Origin of the sequence: Arenimonas sp., assembly GCF_035312645.1 — a bacterium.
In the GTDB taxonomy this organism is placed as follows: Bacteria; Pseudomonadota; Gammaproteobacteria; order Xanthomonadales; family Xanthomonadaceae; genus Arenimonas.
In genome coordinates, this window is sequence record NZ_DATGBO010000140.1 from 1 (window position 1) to 19,251 (window position 19,251).

Consider the following 19,251-nt stretch of genomic DNA (forward strand, 5'->3'; position numbering starts at 1 on the left):
GTCCATTGCGGCTGACTACAAGACCGAATACGACAAGAAGATCAAGTCCGCGCAGGACATCGGTGCCCTCGGCAACGATCTCGCCGGCGACCGCGTGAACTTCTACACCGGCGGAACCAGCTTCAACGCGACCGATGTCAGCATTCCTGGCAATAGCGGCCTCAGTGTCGCCGTTGGTCGCTTCTACACGGTGGAAGGCAATCACCAGCGCGCCGTGACGAAGGGAACCGGTACACCGCCAGAGATTCTTGGCACCGTGCAACGTGCCTTTGGCGACTGGGATCTCGATGTCCCGTACCTCAGCACGACGATGACGCAGACAGCGGGCTGGATCGTCGATTCGACCACGCCGCAGAATCGTTGCAGCGTGGTCGGTCAAGTCAAAGCTGATGGTTCCGCCGCCAACGGCGCGCCGCCGGTGGATAGCTCTGCTGGCGCCGGCAACATGGGCGCGCACAAGTACTGGCATGGCTACAACATGCATTTGCCGGGCGGCGATCAGAGCCTGCTCTTGGCCAGCCTGCCGAACACGCAGCGACCGACCACCGGCGGCCCCTACCACTGGACGACCAACCAGAGTTGGTGGGTTTCCTGTCTGTCGGCCACCGCGAACAGTGCCGGCGGCGAAGCGTTTTTGGCGATCGCCCCCGATGGCAGCAAATACACTTTCAATTGGCTGACCAAGCGCAATGTCGACGATGTGACGAACACCATCGAGCTTGATGGTTCGCACTATCAAACCAAGTACACCTACCGCGCGGAATACCTGATGCTGCCCACGCGCATCGAGGATCGTTTCGGCAATTGGGTGCAGTACACCTGGTCGAATGATGCCTTTGCGCGCCTACAAACCATCACCTCGGGTCCGGTCGGAACCACCACGGCGGATCGTACGATCACCCTGAGCTACAACGCGCAGGGTTTCGTCAGCAGCGTCACCGATGGCACGCGCACTTGGTTGTACACGTACACCAGTGGCAGCCTGACCCAAGTTACCTTGCCCGATAGCAGTGCTTGGCAGTACAGCTTGGCCAGCCTCAATGCGATGGAGCTTCAGCCAGGCTCCTGCGACAACCCCACGAACGATCCTTGGGTCTGCTTTGGATCGGGGGGAGGCGTTTTCGGCACCTACACCGCGTATGTCGTGCACCCTGCGGGGGCGCGCGTCGACTTTAGCTTTACACCGCATTTCCAACTGGGCGGATCGGATGGTTGGTTCAATCCTTTGGGCATTACCCAGAAAACCATCTCGGGCCCGGGGCTCACAACGAGCACGTGGAAATACGCCTTCTCGCCATCGCTCGATCAAGCCAAAGCCGCGTGTCAGGCCGGTGCCTGCCCCGGACGAATCTTCACCGATGAAGTCTCTCCCGATAACAGCGTTTCTCGCCGTGTGTTTGGTATCACCACTAACGTCGATGAAACCCTGTTGCTAGCAGAAATGCAGGGTGTGATGACCACCACCACGACAAGTAGTGGCGGCACGCCGCCGGTGACGTGCAATCCGCGTTACTGCGATTTGGCCGATGACAGCTCTCCCACCACCACGACGACGACGGTGCCGGTGTTCTACACCGAGACCGATAGCGACTACGTGCCTGTCACGCCAGCACCTGCTTATGTGGTGCGGGTAGGCGTCAATCCTTTGACCGGGCCTGTGACGCAGGGCGAGACCTTTTCCAGCGAACGCCGCTTGCCGGTGAAGACGCGGACGACGACGCAGCAAGGTGTGACTTTTAATTGGCAGGTCGATAACACCTGCAGTGGTGCGCTGTGCTTCGATGTTTATGCCAATCCGACCAGTGTCACCCGCAGCAGTGCAGGCCTCGCTGGCCCGGCATCGGGCTACAGCCGCACCGAGACCAAGGCCTATAGCCACGACACCGCCAAGTGGGTGATTGGCCGGGTGGCGACCGTGACGGACGTGACCACCGGGAAGGTCATGAGCCAGACCGACTACGACGCGACGTCCGATCTACCGATCCGCACCTACAGCGTCGGCGCGTTGCAGCAGACGTTGGCCTACAACGCCGACGGCACCTTGCTCTCGGTCACCGATCCGCTGGGGCACGTGACGTCATTGAACAATTGGAGTCGCGGTATTCCCGGCGGCATCACCTTCCCGGACACGACCACGCTCGCCGCGCTCATCAGCCCGATAGGGTCGATCACCCGCGTCACCAATCAACTGCATACCGACACCAACTACGGCTACGACGTCATGGGCCGGATGAACCGGATCACCTATCCGGTCGGCGATACCGTGGCCTGGAATGACACCACGCGCAGCTTCGCCCCCGTCGCCACCGCCGAATATGGGTTGCCTGCGGGCCATTGGAAGCAGGTCGTGCAGACCGGCAATGGCCGAACCAGCACCTTCTACGATGCCCAGTTACATCCGGTGCTGACGTTGGCCGAAGACACCGCCAATGCCGCTACCAAGAGTTTTATCGTCACCCGCTATGACGCGATGGGTCGAGCGGTGTTCACCAGTTATGCCGTCGACACCCTCACCAGTGTCAATGACAGTCTGAAGGGCATGACGACGGTTTATGACGCGCTCGGTCGGGTCATACAGAGCAAGCAAGACACCGATCCGTCGCCGGCCGTGCTTATCAGCACCACCGAGTACCTGGCCGGCTTCCAGACGCGCAGCACCAACGCACGTGGCAATCAGACGACCACCAGCTATCAGGTCTTCGACAGCCCGAGCACGGACAGCCCGGTGCAGATCAGTCTGCCCGAAGGCGTGACGAACACCATCGCCCGGCAACCGTCCTTGGGCAAACCGCTGAGCGTGACCCGCAGCGGCACATATGCCGGCAGCACGCTCTCGGCCACGCGCAGCTATGTCTATGACGACAACGAGCGCCTATGCAAGACGATCAACCCGGAATCAGGTGCGGCGATCGTCAACTATGACGCCGCTGGAAATATAGTCTGGAGTGCGGAAGGCACGGCCTATACCAGCACGGTCCAAGCGAGCTGTGCGGCTGATCGCTTGGATGTCATCGCCAATTCGATCCCGAAGATTACCCGCGCGTATGACGCGATGAATCGCGTGACGACGGTAACTACACCAAGTGGCAAAGCCGATCTCACCACGACCTATGAGCTCGATGGCTTGGTCCAAAGCCTGGCAGCAGTTAACCCGGGCACTCCGACCAACTACACCGTCACCACCACTTACGGCTACGACAAGCGTCGCCTGCTCGAGAGTGAGAGCTCGGTCAATGGGACGACGACCTACACCTTGGGCTACGGCTACAACGCCAATGCCCATCTGGGCGCGCTCACCTATCCGGACGGGCGTACCGTCAGCTATACCCCCGATGCGTTGGGGCGCGCCACACAGGTCGCCGACTTGGGCGCGACGGGCGGCGCGACCTATGCCAGCGCCATTCACTACTATCCCAACGGTGCGATCAGCGACTTCAGCTACGGCAACGGCATCGCGCACACGATGGCGCAGAACGGGCGCAAGTTGCCGGCGCACAGCCAGGATCTCAACGGCTCGATCAAGATTCTCGACGACACCTACACCTTCGATGAAAATGGCAATGTCCTGAGCCTGACCGATGCCACGCCAGCCACTACCGAGAACCGCACGCGCGCTCTTGGTTACGACGGGCTCGACCGGTTGCTGGTGGCGGATGCGCCGAACCAGTGGGTGCATGCCACCTACACCTACGATCCGCTCGACAATATCCGCAGTGCCGATCAGGGCATCCGCCAGTTCCGCTACAACTATGATTCCAGCAATCGTCTGAGCACGATCAAGGAGCCGGCCGGCGCCACGCTGTTCACGCTCGGCTACGACGCCCAGGGCAACACCACGGGTAAGACACCTGGTGCGGGCTGCGCCAGCGTGCCGGCGGCGGGTTGCGCGAGTGCGGTCAACCAAGCCTTTGTGTTCGATAGCGCAAATCGTATGAGCCAGGTCACTGGCCAGCAGACCTATCGCTACGACGGCCAGGGCCGGCGCGTGCAGACCACCGATTCCAACAACACCGCCATGTACTGGATCTACAGTCAGAGCGGGCAGGTGTTGTTCACCGGCGAAGGTCGTCGCAGCCAAAACCTGAGCTACATCTATTTGGGCAACACGCAGGTGGCCACGCGCGCCTGGAATTGGAATACGGGCGCGGTGACGATTCGCTATCAGCATACCGATGCGCTGGGCAGTCCGGTGGCGGAGACGGATGCCGCTGGTAACGTGGTCGCACGGCACAGCTATGCGCCGTTTGGCGAGGCCTATACCGGCGCAGTGGACGGCACCGGCTATACCGGCCATGTCATGGATCAGGCGACGGGCCTGACCTATGCCCAGCAGCGCTACTACGATCCCCAGATTGGGAGATTTTTGAGTGTGGATCCGGTGGCGGCGGATCCCAATAGCGGAGCAAATTTCGATAGCTATTGGTACGCCAACAACAACCCATTTAGCTTCACAGACCCCGATGGGAGAGAGACGAAGGGAGCTGGCAGCAAAACTGACTCCGGCAAAGATTGCGGCACCATTATTGAATGCAAACGCAAAAAACAAAAAGAGAAAGAAGATGCGACCGATGACCAATGGGGAAGCTTCACAACGTGGGCTTCCGCAACTGCAGCGGCAAATCCTGCGCCCACTTGGCTGGTAAATGGCTCCGCTGGCACAGCAAGTGGCGTTATTAAGGTCACTACACTTGGATTTGCTTCGCAGGATTCTATCTGGGGATTTCTTGGGCTGGAGTCGGCTGATGAACATTCAACGGCATTTAGCAACGGGCAATATGGCGGCTACGCGATCGGTATTGGCGCAACTTGGACTGCAGGATTGGTAGGTGGAAGTCGAACGGTTTTCTGGTCGGGAGCCGGGAATGCGGCGAGAGCGGGGAGAATTGGTATATCGCTCGAAAGAACACCGATTGGCTCGGTTCTGAATACGTTTGGCAAAAGGGTGCCTTATCCCCTTTGGAAGGCGGCTTCTGCGACGTTCGCTGGGAACGCCACTGGCACAGCGATTAAAGTGGGGACCGCCGAGGGGTCTATTTGGCTAAGCGTGGAGAAAAAGATACTAGAATGGCGTGGCATTCCATACAAAGTTGTTCCGTAAAAATGACTACCCTCCGAAACAGAATGATGTTTGAAGACGGTTCTCAACTCGCTTGGATTGATCGCGAGTCTCTTAGATATGAGGACAATGGCTTCATCGCCTTAATTTGGATTGTTCCGGGCCCGGGTTTTTTTTCGAGAACAACAGTGATAAAACTTTCATCTCTTTGCAGTTGGCACGAGCGGCCTGATGGCCAATCTGACGTGATTTCTGCTGAAAAGAAATTGGAAATAGTTGAAAAAGTAAGGAAGTACTACGCAGGCAGGCCCGTTATTTCTGAGTAACAACGAGAAACGGAAGTACAGAAGGTGGAATGAGTCGCCCCCAGCCATCTCGTCAGTCAGCCAGAAAAATCCGACGCGCTCACGGGTAGTCTTCCGATATGACCCTATGACCGCAAGGGTCAATCTGGCCCGGCCACTCGGAAGCACTCTGTACTCCTGACCCGGGCCGAAGCGGTCAGCAAGCTGTGCCGAGTGGCAATCTCAATCTATGCAAATAGGCCGGCCAACGTAGGCAAGCAATTTAGCAATGATTGCTGAATGGTTGCTTTTGCTTGGCAATATATTGACTATCTCTCAGCACTCCGTCTCAGTCCGTGGGAAGACTGTGGCGTCGAATCTGCGTGGGCACTGGAGAAGGCGCTTGTACCGATGAGTAGAGCCACGCGAATCACGGTTGCGCAGGTAGTACTCTGCCTGCTGCTTTTGGCGCTGGTTTTTGCGAAGCCGGTCGCCGCTGCTATTTCATCGAGTGAGCCTGGAGCCCACTGGGTCCAGGTGATTCAATGCCCGCCGGCCCCTGCGCCTCAGGCGGCGTTGCAATGCCCGACGATTGATGCCGAAGCATTTGGCCGGCAGCTCGACACCCTGACGTCCTTTTATGAGACGGTTATCACATTGCTCGTGCTGCTGTTGACGTTGATTGCAGGTTTGTCCTTCGTGACGATTCGTTGGTTGTCCCAGCGCGAGGTCGAAAAGATCGCGATGGACGTAGTTGGCGGAGCAGACTTCCAGGCAAAGGTTGCCGCGATTGTCGCGAAGCAGATCGAAACTCAGGGGGGCGATATCTACGACACATTGGAAGCGCTGCAGAGGTACGTCGAGGATTTGGATGACATTGTGGGCAAGCGGAAGAATGATGCAGGCGGCTCCTCTGCCAGCGGAGAATCGTCGGGCCCGTCGCCTGGCGCGCCGTCCCACGAATCGCCCCAAGCTGCCGCTGTCGATCCAATGCCAGTGTCCCCGAGGGGAGGTTCTACGGAGCCGTTCACTGACCAAGCAGCCACCCAAGCGCAAAATTCAACTGTAGAGCCACAATCTGGCCAAAACCAAAATCCAGACATCGACAGGGAGGGCGAACATGGCGATCGTGAAACTTAATACTCGTACTCCAAGCACGTACTTCTTGGACAGAGGCGAACTCCGTACTCTTCAAGAGCTGCAGGGCGCACTGGCGAATGTCGACCTTATGACCCCCCCCCTCGACATCGATCGCGTGGCGGCTTTCTTGGATATCCAAGTTGTGCGAGAGCCTATGGGTGATGACATGTCTGGCTTCTTAGAACGTCGCAATGGCCGCTGGGTGGCTGGCGTCAATGCCTATCACCACAAGGTCAGGCAGCGATTTTCGTTGGCTCACGAGATCGCACATTTCGTGCTTCATCGCGACCAGCAGGGAGAGTTCAAGGACAGAACCTTCGCGCGACGAAATGACAATCCGGCGCCCATGGAACGGGAGGCCGATCAGTTCGCGGCGGAGCTATTGATGCCGACTTCTTCGGTTGTGAGCTCTGTGCGCAATGGCAGTCGAGGTCTCAATGACCTAGCGAACGAGTTCAACGTCTCTTCGCTGGCAATGAGATTTCGGCTAAATTCGCTCGGGTACTCTCTCACGTGACGGTCAAGTTGGATAAAAAGAGATATGTCCCCATTGTCCGCTCGAGGGATGCAGAGCTAAAGGGTTTTATTGAGTTATCGGACAAGGTGAAAGATTCAATTCTTCCGGTCATCGAGTTCACCAAGTCACGGCGAACAAAGACCAATCCAAATGGAGCAGTAGCTGTCTGTGTTGCCAAGGTAAAGGAAGGCTTGGGGGATCGTTTTTTTATCGCAGACGTGACTTCCATGGAGGCTCTCTCCAGCGCTGAAACTGACGGGTTTTTGGATCCTTCCAACAGTTTTCAGAATTGGCGCGCCTTTGTCGCGACACAGTTGCCTTTGACTTGCGTCCCTGTGGTGCATCTGACTGATCCATTCGATCCAAACAGCGTCGCGCTTCAGGCCGCGGCATTGATCCACCACAGCGGCTACATCGCCTTCAGAATTCCTCCAGGATACGAGCACGCGCTGCAGCTCGCCGCGCTGCTGGTGGCCACGCTGGGCTCGCTCGAACGCTGCATCGTTATTTGCGACGGTGGCTATGTCACCCGCGGGTCACTTCCAGCCATGTCTTCGGATGCGAAGGCAACCTTGCAGATATTTGCAAAGCCGCTGCTCAGGGCTGTTGCAGCCAGCAGTTTTCCCAGCAGCGTGGTCCTCCCTGACTATGGTGGCGACGACTACGGAAAGTTTCCCCTGCTCGAAGTAACCCTCTCGGAGGACGTGAAGTCAGCCACTTCATTGGCGGACGTTGTCCACGGAGACTACGGTCTAATCCACCCTGCGGACATGCTTGGAACGGTAACGAACTGGGTCCCTCGTGTGGACGTGCCCCTTCCTCGTGAAGTCTACTATCGTCGCTACCGCCGCGACGCCGGCGGATATGTTTATGCGGCAAGGCTGGCCCTTGCTGATCCCGCGTACCAGCCGATAGGGTGCTGGGCAGACGCAAACATACGCGATGCGGCCGCTGGCAACCCACAGGGCAGGAGCCCGGCTCACTGGATAGCTGTACGTGTCAACTTGCACATTACGAGACAGGTTGAGAGGCTCACTTAGCGGATTTTCTGAGGAGTCTCCAATACCGCGATGTCATCGTGGTTTAGTCGCTCTGCCCGCTCATCCAAAAAGGCGTTGTATCGAGCCTCGCTTCGTTTAAAAACCGCGGCCAACGCGGCAGAATTTAACTTTGACTTGGGAACCCTGGTCGCTGCCGCACGGAGCTCCACGAGACTCATGAATCTGTATTCCGAGCCTGCGAGGAGGCGACGCAAATCACTCGAGTGGAGCCACTGGAGCGCGCCGGATGACGAAAGCGCGGCGTGAATCGATGCTCGCCGGCGCCGAATCACGAAATCCTCAGCGAGTTCGATTATCCCCACTGCGGTTGGCAATTGCTCGCGGACGAACGGGACAAATTTGGAAGCCACAGCGACGTCGACTTCCAAGAATGCTTCTAGGTAGTCGTCAATTTGAGCAGGTAAGGTGCGGACATTGTCACGTGGTCCCTTGATCTCAATTGCCCGCAAGCGCTCTGAAGAGATCACTGCTAGGTCGGCTTTCCTCCTTACACCGTCAAAAGGAAGCTCAGACGCGACAATTTCGCTGTCCTCGAGCTGAGGCAGTAACCACTGGAGAATTCGGACTTTCTCGTCACGGGCGGTATTCATCGCGCTACCATTGTCTCAGCTCCAAGTCACTACGAAAAGGCGTCACGCGGCTGTCAGGCAACACCATTCAGTTTGCGCCATCGTGCTTTCGCCTCGTCGGCCGATATGGCGATCGCAGCCCTTGGCTAGAATCCAACCGTCGAGAATTTCCCGACCAGTGAACTAGCGTGCAAAATTTGCTCATTGCGCTTTTCAACCGCAAGACTTGCAACCGCTCTATATTTTCACGGCTATCGGGCCTCTTCACGATGACGGCGGAGGCTGATGCCGAATCAAAAATTCCTTGCGGAGTTTTTGCGCGGGCATGTCTGCATGCAACGAGAGGAATCAATAGGCCGTCGGCGTGTCTCATAGCCTCACCGCGTATGAGAAAGGTTGCATCATGTGCTCGGAAAAATTCGCAGAAACCGCTGCGAGCCTTGTGATCCAGCACTTATATCGAGGGGCATTTTTGGGGGCATCTATCTCGGAAAGAATGGCGGAAAGCGCATAGCCAAAGGCATTCCATCTAGTCTAAATGGGGCTGGTGGGCCCACCAAACAAACCGGTGACTCTCCGGAGCGAGGGAGTTTGCCGATCCGCATCGCCGAACACTCATGTTCGTGCGCCTTGGCGGCCGGCGCGCCCCCATCCCGTCTTCTGGCATGATCCCGACAGGGGACGCCGCGCAGCCACGCGCGGCACTAGGGTGACCGCATGTCGTTCATCGCCGAACTCAAGCGCCGTAACGTCATCCGCATGGCCGGGCTGTATCTGGTCGGCGCGTGGTTGCTGGTGCAAGTGGCGAGCACGGTGCTGCCGATGTTTGGCGCACCGGAATGGCTGCCGCGCAGTGTCGTGATCTTGTTGGCAATCGGCTTCATTCCAGCGTTGATATTCGCCTGGGTATTCGAGTTGACGCCGGAAGGCCTGAAGCGCGATGCCGAGGTGACGCCGGAGGAATCGATCGCACCGCAGACGGCACGACGCATGGAACGCATGATCGTCGCCGTGCTGCTGCTGGCTCTGGCGTATCTCGGTTTCGACAAATTCGTGCTGGCACCAAGGCGCGAGGCGGCACTGGTTGCGACGGCGACAGCATCCGCCGCCACGAAGTCGGCAAGCGCTGCCGCATTAGCAGCCAACAACAAGTCCATCGCCGTGTTGCCATTCACCGATCTGAGTCCAACCCATGACCAGGAATATTTCTCCGATGGCATGGCCGAGGAAATCCTCAATGCGTTAGCGCAGGTCAAGGATATGAAAGTCGCCGGGCGCACTAGCTCGTTCTACTACAAGGGCCGCAACGAGGACCTGCGCGCCATCGCCAAGGCGCTCGGCGTTGCCCACGTGCTCGAAGGCTCCGTGCGCAAGCAGGGCAACCAGGTGCGCATCACCGCCCAGCTGATCAACGCCGCGGACGGCACCCACCTGTGGTCGCATGCCTACGACGGCGACTTGAAGGACGTGTTCGCGTTGCAGGAGAACATCGCGCGCGCGATTACCGACCAACTGCAGGTCGTGCTCGAGGGCGAACAGAAGACGCGCTTGGTGCCAGTGAGCACCAGCAACCCGGAAGCCTATTCGCTGTACCTGCAGGCGACCGCCATCTTCGACCGCCGCGACAGTCCGCGTTTCCCGGACGCGATCGTCGACCTGGAGCAGGCGATCAAGCTCGACCCGAAGTACGCGCGCGCGCATTCGCGCCTGGCGGCGTTGTATGTCGTGCTCTCCTCCTACAACGATGTCGATACGACCCAGGCGCACGAGAAAGTGCTGGAGCACGCGCGCGCCGCACTCGCACTCGATCCGACCCTGGCCGAGCCGCATGCGGCGATGGGGCTGTCCTGGCGCGAGTTGGCCAACGGCCATCTACAGGAGCGCGAAGAATTCGACGAAGCGCTGCGGCTGGACCCGGACGACGTCACCAGCAATTTCTGGTACGGCCTGAGCCTGATCGAGTCCGGTTACCGCGAACGCGGCATCGCCTTGTTCGACCACGCGCTGGCGATCGATCCGATGATGCCGAACGTGCTGCGCTGGCGCGGCATCATGTACCGCAATGCGGGTGATCTGGACCATGCCGAGCAGTTCCTCAAGCGCGCACGCTCCAATGGCCTGGCGATTGCCGACCGCGAGCTGGCCTTTGTCGCCTTCGACCGCGGCGATACCGCGACGGCGATCCGGCAATGGCCCGATGGTTCGCGAAACTTGTTGCGCCGGCTTCCGCCCGGCGATCCGGAGATCCTTTCCGCCGGCATGTTCGGCGATGCCGCGGCGAAAACGCGGGCGATGGCCGTGCTCGATGCGTACCTGGCCAAGCCGCACGCGCAAGTGTCCGGGCAGATCCCGGTGGTTATGGTTCTGCTCGGCCAACCCCGCCGAGCGCTGGAATTACTGCGCACGACGCGAATCGGCGACAGCAGCGATATCTATGCCCTGATGTGGAGCCCGGCCGGCAAGTCGATGCGCGCGCTGCCGGAATTTCCAATGCTTTTGAAGGAAAAGGGCTTCACCGAGTCGTGGGACAAGTACGGCCCGCCGGACGACTGCCAGCGCTTGGCGCCAGGGAATTATGTCTGCAAGTAAGCCGTGGGTCTTCCGGTTGAGCTCAAGCGCCGCAACGTGATTGAACACGGTGGTGCTTTCCGTCGAGTCCCACTCTCGACGATGGCCACACTCATGAAAACCAGATGTCGAACCGCGTTTCGCCCTGACCCGTGCTGGCCAGTCGGTAGGGGAAGTCGTGTCGGTTCAACACCTCGCGGACGAACAGCAGGCCGATGCCCTGGCCGCCTTTCTTGGTGGTGAAGAACGGAGTGAATATCTGGCCCGCGGGAACCTCGCCGAGACGATCGCCGGAATCGATCACCGACAGCCTGATGCGGTTCGCATCCCGGGTCAGTTCGAGATTAATGTGGCCGTCCGCCTTGCCGGTTTCCTGCATCGTGACCGCCACGGCTTCCATGGCGTTCTTGACGATATTGAGCAACGCCTGCTCCATGAGGTTGCGGTCCAGCGCCTGCGCCGGAACATCGTCGCAGCGTAGCCAGGCGATGCGGATGCCGCGGCTGCGGCAGGGCTCGCGATACAGCTGCACGATGCCCTCCATCATTTCGCGGACATCGGTAGCCACGGGCTCTGCTGCCGGCATTTTTACCACGCGCGTGAAGCGTTCGATGAACTCGCCCAGGCTGGCATTGCGCCGCTTCACCGCGTCGATCGCCGTGCTGAAGTCGAGGCTGTCTGCCGGCGCGAGTTGCGGCTGATAGAACAGCAGTGAATCGAGCACCGAGCCGGTCGCTGCCACGGTGTTGTTCACCTCATGGGCCAGCACGCGCACCAGTTTTTCGTAGGTCGCTTTCTCCGAGCTCTCCAGCTCTTCGGTCAGCTCTTCGATCAGCAGAAAGTGTCGCGCGAAACCGCGATCGAAAAAATGACTGCGCTGGCAGCGATAGCGACGTCCGTCGGAATCGCTGAGCAGCCTGCTTTCGCCCAACGGCAAGGCATCGAGCTGGGCAAGCATGTCCACGGTGCGCAATCGGCCTGCCGCATCCAGGTGCGTGTCGAATTCGCCGTTGCCCTGCTGCCAGTCGGCCAGTGTCTTTCCTTCCGGACGGGCCAGGCCCAGCAACGACATCGCGCTGGCGTTGATCAGGCTGATGCGGCCGTCGAAATCGAATGCCACCACCGCGCTGGGCGTGGCTTCGAGCAGGCGGTCGAGGAATCCGCGTTGCTCGCCGAGCGTGAGCCGCTCCTGATACAGCGCTTCGAGCATGCCGTTGAACAGGCTGACGATTCCGGCCAACTCGTCGTTGGGCGCCTGCTGCAGGCGCGCCGCGTAATTCTGGTCCTGCAGCAGTTCGTGGAATCGCCGTGCATAGTCCAGCGGTTGCAAGGCGCGCTCGATGAGAATCGTTCCGCCGATCACGCTCGCCACCAGGAAGATTTCCACGGATACGACGACGATGGGCTGTTCGCGATACAGCAGCAGCGTCACCACGAAAAACACCAGATGCACGGCGACAAGATAGATCGTCAGGCGGCGACGCACGCTCACGAGGCGTCCTCGTTGTCGCCGGTCAGGCCGTGTTTTTCCAGCCGGCGGTACAGCGCCGCGCGACTGAGCCCCAGCGCCTGGGCGACGCGGGAAATGTTGCCTTGATGCTGCTCGAGAACCTTCTCGATCATGTGCCGCTCGACCTGTTCCAGCGTCATGCCATCGACGCCGACAACGGGGCCGGGCCGGCCGGCGTCGGCATCGCGGTGTTCGGCCGCGACAAAATCGGCCTGCTCCAGCACGCGCTTTCCGACCAGCAGCAGGGTACGTTCCAGCATCTGTTTGAGTTGCCGGATATTGCCTGGCCACGGTTGCGCGGAAAGCCATTCCATCGCCGCGGGTGCCAACGACACGTTGCCCAATCCGTACTCGCTCTCCAGATCGGCGATAAGTCGCGCGGCGATCAGCGGGATGTCGCTGCGGCGATCGCGCAGGGCCGGCAAACGAATGGTGATGAGGTTCAGGCGATAGTAAAGGTCCTCGCGGAATTCACCGGCAGCGACCAGCTCCGCCAATTCGCGGTTGGTGGCCGAGACAACGCGGATGTCGGCCTGCTCGGAAGCGCTCGCACCCACCGGTCGGTAGCTGTGGTCCTGCATCACGCGCAACAGTTTTACCTGGTCTGCGCGGTTCAACTCGCCGATTTCGTCGAGGAACAAGGTGCTGCCGTTCGCACTGGCGACATGTCCCTTGCGATCGGTTCTGGCATCGGTGAACGCGCCTTTGACATGGCCGAACATCTCGCTCTCGAACAACGACGAGGTGATCGCGCCCATGTTGATCTTGACCGCGGGCTTGCCGGCGCGCGGACTGTTGCGATGGATCGCATCGGCAACCAGTTCCTTGCCGGTACCGCTCTCTCCGAGTATCAGCACCGGCGCCCGCGTCTTCGCCACGCGGCCAATGGTCGACAATACTTTCAGCAGATCGGGATGCTCGCCGATGATTCCGGCGAAATCGAATTCGCTGTCCAGCGCACGCCGATCCAGTCGCGCTGGCGAACGCGGAATCGCCAGTTCCAGCGTGGTCCGGATCAGATCGATCAGCTGCGCGTTCTGCCAGGGTTTGGTGAAAAAATCGGCGGCGCCGACCTTGACGCCCTTGACGGCCAGGGCGATCGAACCCCAGGCCGTCATCAGCAGCACGGGCAATACCGGATGCTGTTCCTTGATCGCCGCCAGCAGGGCCAGCCCTTCTTCGCCGCTGGTCTGCGGTGAGAAATTCATGTCCTGCAGCACCAGATCGACCGAATTGGCGGCGAGCAGGGGCAGGACCTGCTTCGGGTCGTCGCAGGTCAACACCTCGAAGCCCGATTGCTTCAACAACAGGGCAAGCGAAACCTGCACCGAACCGTCATCGTCGACGATCAGCACGCATTGCTTGCGGGAGACTTCCATCGAGGTGTTGATGTGCGACGCCTTGAGCCGGTTATTCGTAATGCAAGGCTTCAGTCGGACTCAACCGGCTGGCCTGCCATGCAGGATAGAGAGCGCAGAGCACCGACACCAGCGCCATGATCGTCACCGAGATCAGGGTCGCGATGGAAAACAGCCGCCAGTCGAGGTTTTCGCCCAGCACGCCGGTGATCGGCAGCTGCACCAGCAGAACCAGGCCGACCAGCATGGCCAGCGTGCTGAGCAGCAATTGTTCGACGATGATCTGCCGGTAGATGTTGCCGGCCGTGGCGCCGATCGCGCGACGCAAGCCGAGCTCCGGAATGCGCTGTGTGGTGTTTTGCCACAACACGCCGAACAATCCGAAAGCGACCATCAGCAACAGAAACGCGGCAATCACCGAAAACACGATCAGCGGCATCATCCATCGGCGCAGGTGGGATTCGCGCAGATCGCTCAGGGGCGAAATGCGGTAGGACCAGTCATTGCGGACCAGTTTCAGCTGATTGCTTAGCGTGGCCTCGAAGATGCGCTCGGTGCCCGGCTTCACCTTCAGCAGAATCGTCGCGACGCCGCGGGTACTCGACTGCGGCGAAAAGCGCGCGATGACGAAATTGGTCGGCAGCATGAACTCGCCGTGGTTGCGCAGGTCATCGATCACGCCGGTGATCCTGAGCATCTTCCGGTCCTTGCTGTCCGGCTTGCCATCGCTGATGATTTTTCCCAGCGGGTTTTGGCCGGGGAAAAGCGCCTGCACGAAACGGCGGTTGACCACCACCGGCTCCTCGGCAGCGCCTTCATCGGCGCTGGAGAACCAGCGACCTTCGGTCAGCGTCATGCCCATCACGGCGAAGAAATCGTCGCTGACCGTCATCAGGTCGCTGTCTGCATCCGCGCCGCCTTCGGGCAGGTAGTAACCGGTCCGCCAAGTCGAGTCTTCATAAGGCGACGAATTGGCGAACGCGACTTGTTCCACTTCCGGCAGGGCCTGCAGACTGCGCTTGAACTTGTCGTACATCTGCGCATCGTTTTTCATGGCGTCGTCGTCGTTCGGCAGCTCCATCTGCACCGACCAGACGTCTTCGTAGTTGAATCCGGTCGGCAGGTGATAGAGCTGGTAATAGCGACTGGCCGCGGCGGCGATCGCGAAAACGACCACGAAAGCGAGCGCGATCTCCAGGCTGAGCATCAGGTTTCTGGATTTGCGTTTCCAGATCGGCTTCAACAATTGGCGAAACATCAGGCGGCTCCCTTGAGGGCTTGCACGGGATGGAGGCGGGACATCTTCCAGGCGGGAATCACGCCAGAAAGCAGGCCGAAAACCACGGTGATGATCAGGCCGCAGAAAAAGACCGAAAAGTTGATGTCCACTTTCAGGTAGGGAATCAATCCCGAGTTTTCCAGCCAGATCAGGACACCCTTGGCGAGGATCAGCCCGAGCAGGCCGCCGACCAGGCAAAGAATCACGTTTTCAGCGACGAACTGCAGCACGAGCGTGCCGCTGGATGCACCGAACGCCTTGCGCACGCCGATCTCGGTGCTGCGCTCCATGATCCGCCCGGTGTTGAGATTGACCAGATTCAGCGCCGGCAGCAGCATGAACATCAGCATCAGCACGGCGATGGCCGTGAGCAGCACGGCGGCACCGGAATTGGGTGCGCGCTCGTTGTCGAGCAGGCCACGCGCGAAAAAATCCAGCTTGGTGTCGGCCCACATGAACGCCTGGTTCCATTCCTTGGGATCGTCGAACTTGATCTGCGGGGCGATCTGCGCGACCTCGGCCTGCATGCGCGGGATATCGGCCGGGCTCTTGGCCAGCAGCAGCGCGCTGAACTCGCCCGACATCTGATCGCGGTATTCGGTCGACGGATCGGTGCTGATCGGCGCCCAGATGTCGGCGTAGGAGTTGAGTTGCATGACGTCTTCGACCACGCCGATGATTTCGAACTTCTGGCCGCCGACGTTCAACTTCTGGCCCACGGCCTTGCTGCCTGGGAACAGTTTGCGCGCGCTGGTTTCGTTGAGCACGGCGACAAAGCGCCCGAGCGCGACGTCTTCAGCAGAAGGCACGCGACCATCGAGCACCTTGAAGTCCAGGATCTTCCAGTAGCCGGCGTCGGCACGACGCAGCTGCAGCTCGGTGACGCGGTCATCCTGGTAGACGGACACCGTCTTGATGCCGGTGACGGCCGCCACCAGTTGCGCGGACTTCATCGGCCGCAGGTATTGCTCGATGACCTTGTAGCCCAGCGGGCTGGTGCGACTGCTGCTGCCATCCTTGTTGAGCGACACCAGCGTGGTCACTTGCAGGAAGCGATCGCTCTTGCCCTCGACGCCGGTGGGATAGAACGCGTTCTGCAGCAGCGCGGTCACCACCAGCAGCACCATCAGCGTGATCGTGATGCATAGCAGGTTGATCGCGGTAAACAGTTTGCGCCGGGTATAGACCTTCCAGGCGATCAATAGATAATTCTTGAGCATGGGATTTCCTCAGGCGACCAGTTGGCCGTCGAATACACGGATGATCTGGCTGCCGCGTTTGGCTTCGCGTTCGTCGTGGGTGACCATGACCACGGTGGTGCCTTCCTGGTTGAGCTTGACCAGGTGGTCCATGACTTCCGCGCCCATCTGGCTGTCGAGATTGCCGGTCGGCTCGTCCGCCAACAGTACTTGTGGCTTGCCGACCATCGCGCGTGCGATGGCGACGCGTTGTTGCTGGCCACCGGAAAGCTGGTTCGGGTAGTGCTCCATGCGCGCACCGAGTCCGACTTTTTCCAGCGCTTCCTTTGCCCGCCGGCGCCGTTCGGCCGCCGGCAGCGAGCGATACAGCAGCGGCAACTCGACGTTGTCGATCACCTGCAGATCGTTGATCAGATGGAAGCTCTGGAAGATGAAGCCGAAGGTCTGATTGCGCAGCCTGGCGACATCCTTGTCGCGATACGATTTCACCTCCATGCCGTCGACGCTGATCGCGCCGGTGCCGGGTTGATCGAGCAGGCCGATCAGATTGAGCAAGGTGCTCTTGCCGCAACCGCTGGGCCCCATGATGGAAAGGAACTCGCCCTTCTTCACATGCAGGTTGATGTCCTTCAATGCCAGCGTTTCCACCTTGTCGGTCTGGTAGGTCTTGCTGATGTTCTGCAGTCTGATCATGGCGTGGGTCTCTGTTCCTGGTTTGGATTTCAAGGCGCTGGGTTTGAAAAATCGCGGTGTCTAGTTGGAAACGCGGATGCTGTCGAGATGCTTGTAGCGGCTGACATCGGAAACGATCAGCTTGTCGCCGGCCTTGGCGCCGGAAACGATCTCGACCGCCTTGCCATCGCCGAGACCGACATCGAGCTGCTTTTTCCGGGCGACGCCGCCATCGACGACGAAGACGTCCTGGCGACCGCGGCCATTGAAGGCGGGTCCGGCATCGGCCACCAGCGCGTTGGCTTTCTGCTCGGTGATGATGTTGGCGTCAACGCGCAGCTTGTTGCGCAGCAGCGGGTGGTTCGGCTGTGCGAGGGTGATTAGCAAGGTGATGGTGCCGTTCTGGATTTCCGGCAGGATGGTCTGCACCTGGCCGCGCAATGTCTGGCCGCTGTAACCGACCAGCACCGGCTGCCCCGGACTCAGGTAGCGCGCGTAGAAATCCGACGCCGTGGCTTCGACGCGGTAGTTGTGCAACTCGGAAACCTTGGCGACCAGTTGCCCGCTGCTGACGCTGGCGCCCTCATCCGCCAGCACCCAGGTCAGCATGCCCGCGAACGGTGCCCTGACCTGTGTCTGCGCCTGCAGGTTGCGCTGCTGCTCCAGCTCCTTTTGCAGGATGGATTTCTGCAGTTGCGCGCCCTCGATGTTGGTCTCCGTCGCCTGGCGCGTATCGGCCACCGATTCGCGATGCTGGCGCAGCTCGATCTCGGTGCGCTTGACCAGCAGCTCGGCGGCGTTGAGGTCGGATGCCGAGGATGCGCCGATCCTCTCCAGTCGCTGATAACGACCCAGCTTTACCTTCGCGCTTTCCAGATCGAGTTGCAGCAATTCGATCTCGCTCGCCAGCTGCTTCTGTTTCTGCCGCATCTCCAGCGTCAGTGACTGGACGCGGATTTCCTGTTGCGCGATCTGTTCGTCGAGGTTGTCCATCGCGAGACGGATCGTGTGGTCGTCAAGCTCGAGCAACAGTTCACCGGCCGCGACTTCCTGGCCTGCTTTGACATGCACGTGGGCAACGCGGGTCTGGATGGGACTCGGCACCTGCTCCTCGTGCACCGGGATGACCACGCCCGAGGCATTGATGGTGTTGGCGATACTGCCTTGCCGCACTTCGCTGACCCGTATGTCGGCCATCGCGACGCTGGGGCTGATGATGCGATTGATGCCCCAGGCCGCAAGGACAATGGTGAGCAGCAGGCCGATGGCGAGCGCGAGTCGCAGCCGTTGTCGACGGCCGATCACCTGGGCGCTGATGGGTTGATCCATGGAAAGGGTTTCTTGCAGAAGGCGTGTACGACCATCAGCAAGAGCTGTGCCATGTTCCCATTCGAAACATTGCGCGTTGTAAATCAGCAGGATACGAATCGAAATGCGAGCGAACCGGACTCATGCTCTGATCGATCACGAACACCAGTGTTCGATATCGAACACCCTCAGGCGCGTTGCACGCGCGCCGCAAAGCAGCCGGGCTTGGCATTGTGCAGATGCAGGTAGGCGACATCCGGCGATGCGAGCATGCGTTCGATCAGCGGGCGCAGCGCATCGCCTGGCACGACATCGGCGTCGCGCATCATGCCTTCGGCATCGAAGGCGCGCACCGACAGCAATCGCGTGCTCAGCACCTGCGGTATTTCATCGATTGCCGGAAACGATTGCTCGGCGAGCTCGCGGATATAGATCGCATGGCTGGCGCGATACGGTGAGTCTGCGGGTTGATGTTCGTAATTGAGCAGCAGCACGGTCTCGCCGGGTTCGGCATCGCGCAGGGAAATGCGGCAGGGAAAGCCTGGGTTGCGATCGACCACGCGGCGCTGGACGCCCTGTGCGGCGAGCGCCTCGGTACTGGCACCGAACAGCGCGTGAAAGGGTTCGGCGGCAAGCGCGCAGATGCGAAAGGACATGGAATGCTCCATTGATGGCTTGGGCTCCATCCTCGTCGCCGCAGCCCGTCGCTGCTATCCGCATCCTGCGCAGC

Annotated in this window: 13 protein-coding genes; 5 read left to right on the top strand and 8 right to left on the bottom strand. The window is 60.0% G+C overall.

The genetic code is table 11. The features are described 5' to 3' along the window. Positions 1–94 precede the first annotated feature (94 nt). From VKM35_RS12440 to VKM35_RS12455, 4 genes are all read left to right on the top strand, one after another. Positions 95–5,098: an RHS repeat-associated core domain-containing protein gene (locus tag VKM35_RS12440; RefSeq protein WP_324321338.1), complete on the top strand. Its 5,004-nt coding sequence runs from the start codon at positions 95–97 to the stop codon at positions 5,096–5,098. A 542-nt stretch (positions 5,099–5,640) separates the two neighbouring features. Then, positions 5,641–6,480, top strand: a complete 840-nt coding sequence (locus VKM35_RS12445; RefSeq protein WP_324321339.1) for a hypothetical protein — start codon at positions 5,641–5,643, stop codon at positions 6,478–6,480. Continuing rightward, positions 6,461–6,997: an ImmA/IrrE family metallo-endopeptidase gene (locus VKM35_RS12450; RefSeq protein WP_324321340.1), complete on the top strand. Its 537-nt coding sequence runs from the start codon at positions 6,461–6,463 to the stop codon at positions 6,995–6,997. The genes VKM35_RS12445 and VKM35_RS12450 overlap by 20 nt, the downstream gene beginning before the upstream one ends. Continuing rightward, positions 6,994–8,037 carry a beta family protein gene (locus VKM35_RS12455; protein WP_324321341.1) on the top strand — a complete coding sequence of 348 codons (1,044 nt, stop codon included), beginning with the start codon at positions 6,994–6,996 and terminating at the stop codon, positions 8,035–8,037. The genes VKM35_RS12450 and VKM35_RS12455 overlap by 4 nt, the downstream gene beginning before the upstream one ends. Here the strand turns inward: VKM35_RS12455 and VKM35_RS12460 are convergent. Then, a complete protein-coding gene (locus VKM35_RS12460) occupies positions 8,034–8,648 on the bottom strand; it encodes a sce7726 family protein (RefSeq protein ID WP_324321342.1) in 615 nt (204 codons plus the stop codon). The genes VKM35_RS12455 and VKM35_RS12460 overlap by 4 nt on opposite strands. A gap of 696 nt (positions 8,649–9,344) precedes the next feature. On the opposite strand from VKM35_RS12460, the gene VKM35_RS12465 reads away from it, so the two are divergent. After that, complete coding sequence (locus tag VKM35_RS12465; RefSeq protein WP_324321343.1) at positions 9,345–11,216, top strand: tetratricopeptide repeat protein; 1,872 nt, start codon at positions 9,345–9,347, stop codon at positions 11,214–11,216. Between the two features lie 91 nt (positions 11,217–11,307). Here VKM35_RS12465 and VKM35_RS12470 read toward each other — a convergent pair whose 3' ends face one another. The 7 genes from VKM35_RS12470 to VKM35_RS12500 all read right to left on the bottom strand — a co-directional run bounded on the left by VKM35_RS12470 (position 11,308) and on the right by VKM35_RS12500 (position 19,177). Next, the gene (locus tag VKM35_RS12470; RefSeq protein WP_324321345.1) at positions 11,308–12,687 is read right to left on the bottom strand and encodes a sensor histidine kinase; all 1,380 of its coding nucleotides are present in this window, start codon (positions 12,685–12,687) and stop codon (positions 11,308–11,310) included. Further along, positions 12,684–14,084, bottom strand: a complete 1,401-nt coding sequence (locus tag VKM35_RS12475) for a sigma-54 dependent transcriptional regulator (protein ID WP_324321347.1) — start codon at positions 14,082–14,084, stop codon at positions 12,684–12,686. Before VKM35_RS12475 ends, VKM35_RS12470 begins: the two co-directional genes overlap by 4 nt. 31 nt (positions 14,085–14,115) lie before the next feature. Further along, entirely contained in the window at positions 14,116–15,321 is a 1,206-nt protein-coding gene (locus VKM35_RS12480) for an ABC transporter permease (RefSeq protein WP_324321349.1), read from the bottom strand. Next, positions 15,321–16,562: an ABC transporter permease gene (locus VKM35_RS12485; RefSeq protein ID WP_324321350.1), complete on the bottom strand. Its 1,242-nt coding sequence runs from the start codon at positions 16,560–16,562 to the stop codon at positions 15,321–15,323. Before VKM35_RS12485 ends, VKM35_RS12480 begins: the two co-directional genes overlap by 1 nt. Before the next feature lie 9 nt (positions 16,563–16,571). Continuing rightward, positions 16,572–17,234, bottom strand: coding sequence for an ABC transporter ATP-binding protein (locus VKM35_RS12490; protein WP_324321352.1), 663 nt, complete (start codon positions 17,232–17,234; stop codon positions 16,572–16,574). 60 nt (positions 17,235–17,294) lie between these two features. After that, positions 17,295–18,542: an efflux RND transporter periplasmic adaptor subunit gene (locus tag VKM35_RS12495; RefSeq protein WP_324321353.1), complete on the bottom strand. Its 1,248-nt coding sequence runs from the start codon at positions 18,540–18,542 to the stop codon at positions 17,295–17,297. A gap of 167 nt (positions 18,543–18,709) precedes the next feature. Then, positions 18,710–19,177 carry a DUF1203 domain-containing protein gene (locus VKM35_RS12500; protein ID WP_324321355.1) on the bottom strand — a complete coding sequence of 156 codons (468 nt, stop codon included), beginning with the start codon at positions 19,175–19,177 and terminating at the stop codon, positions 18,710–18,712. Between the last annotated feature and the right edge of the window lie 74 nt (positions 19,178–19,251).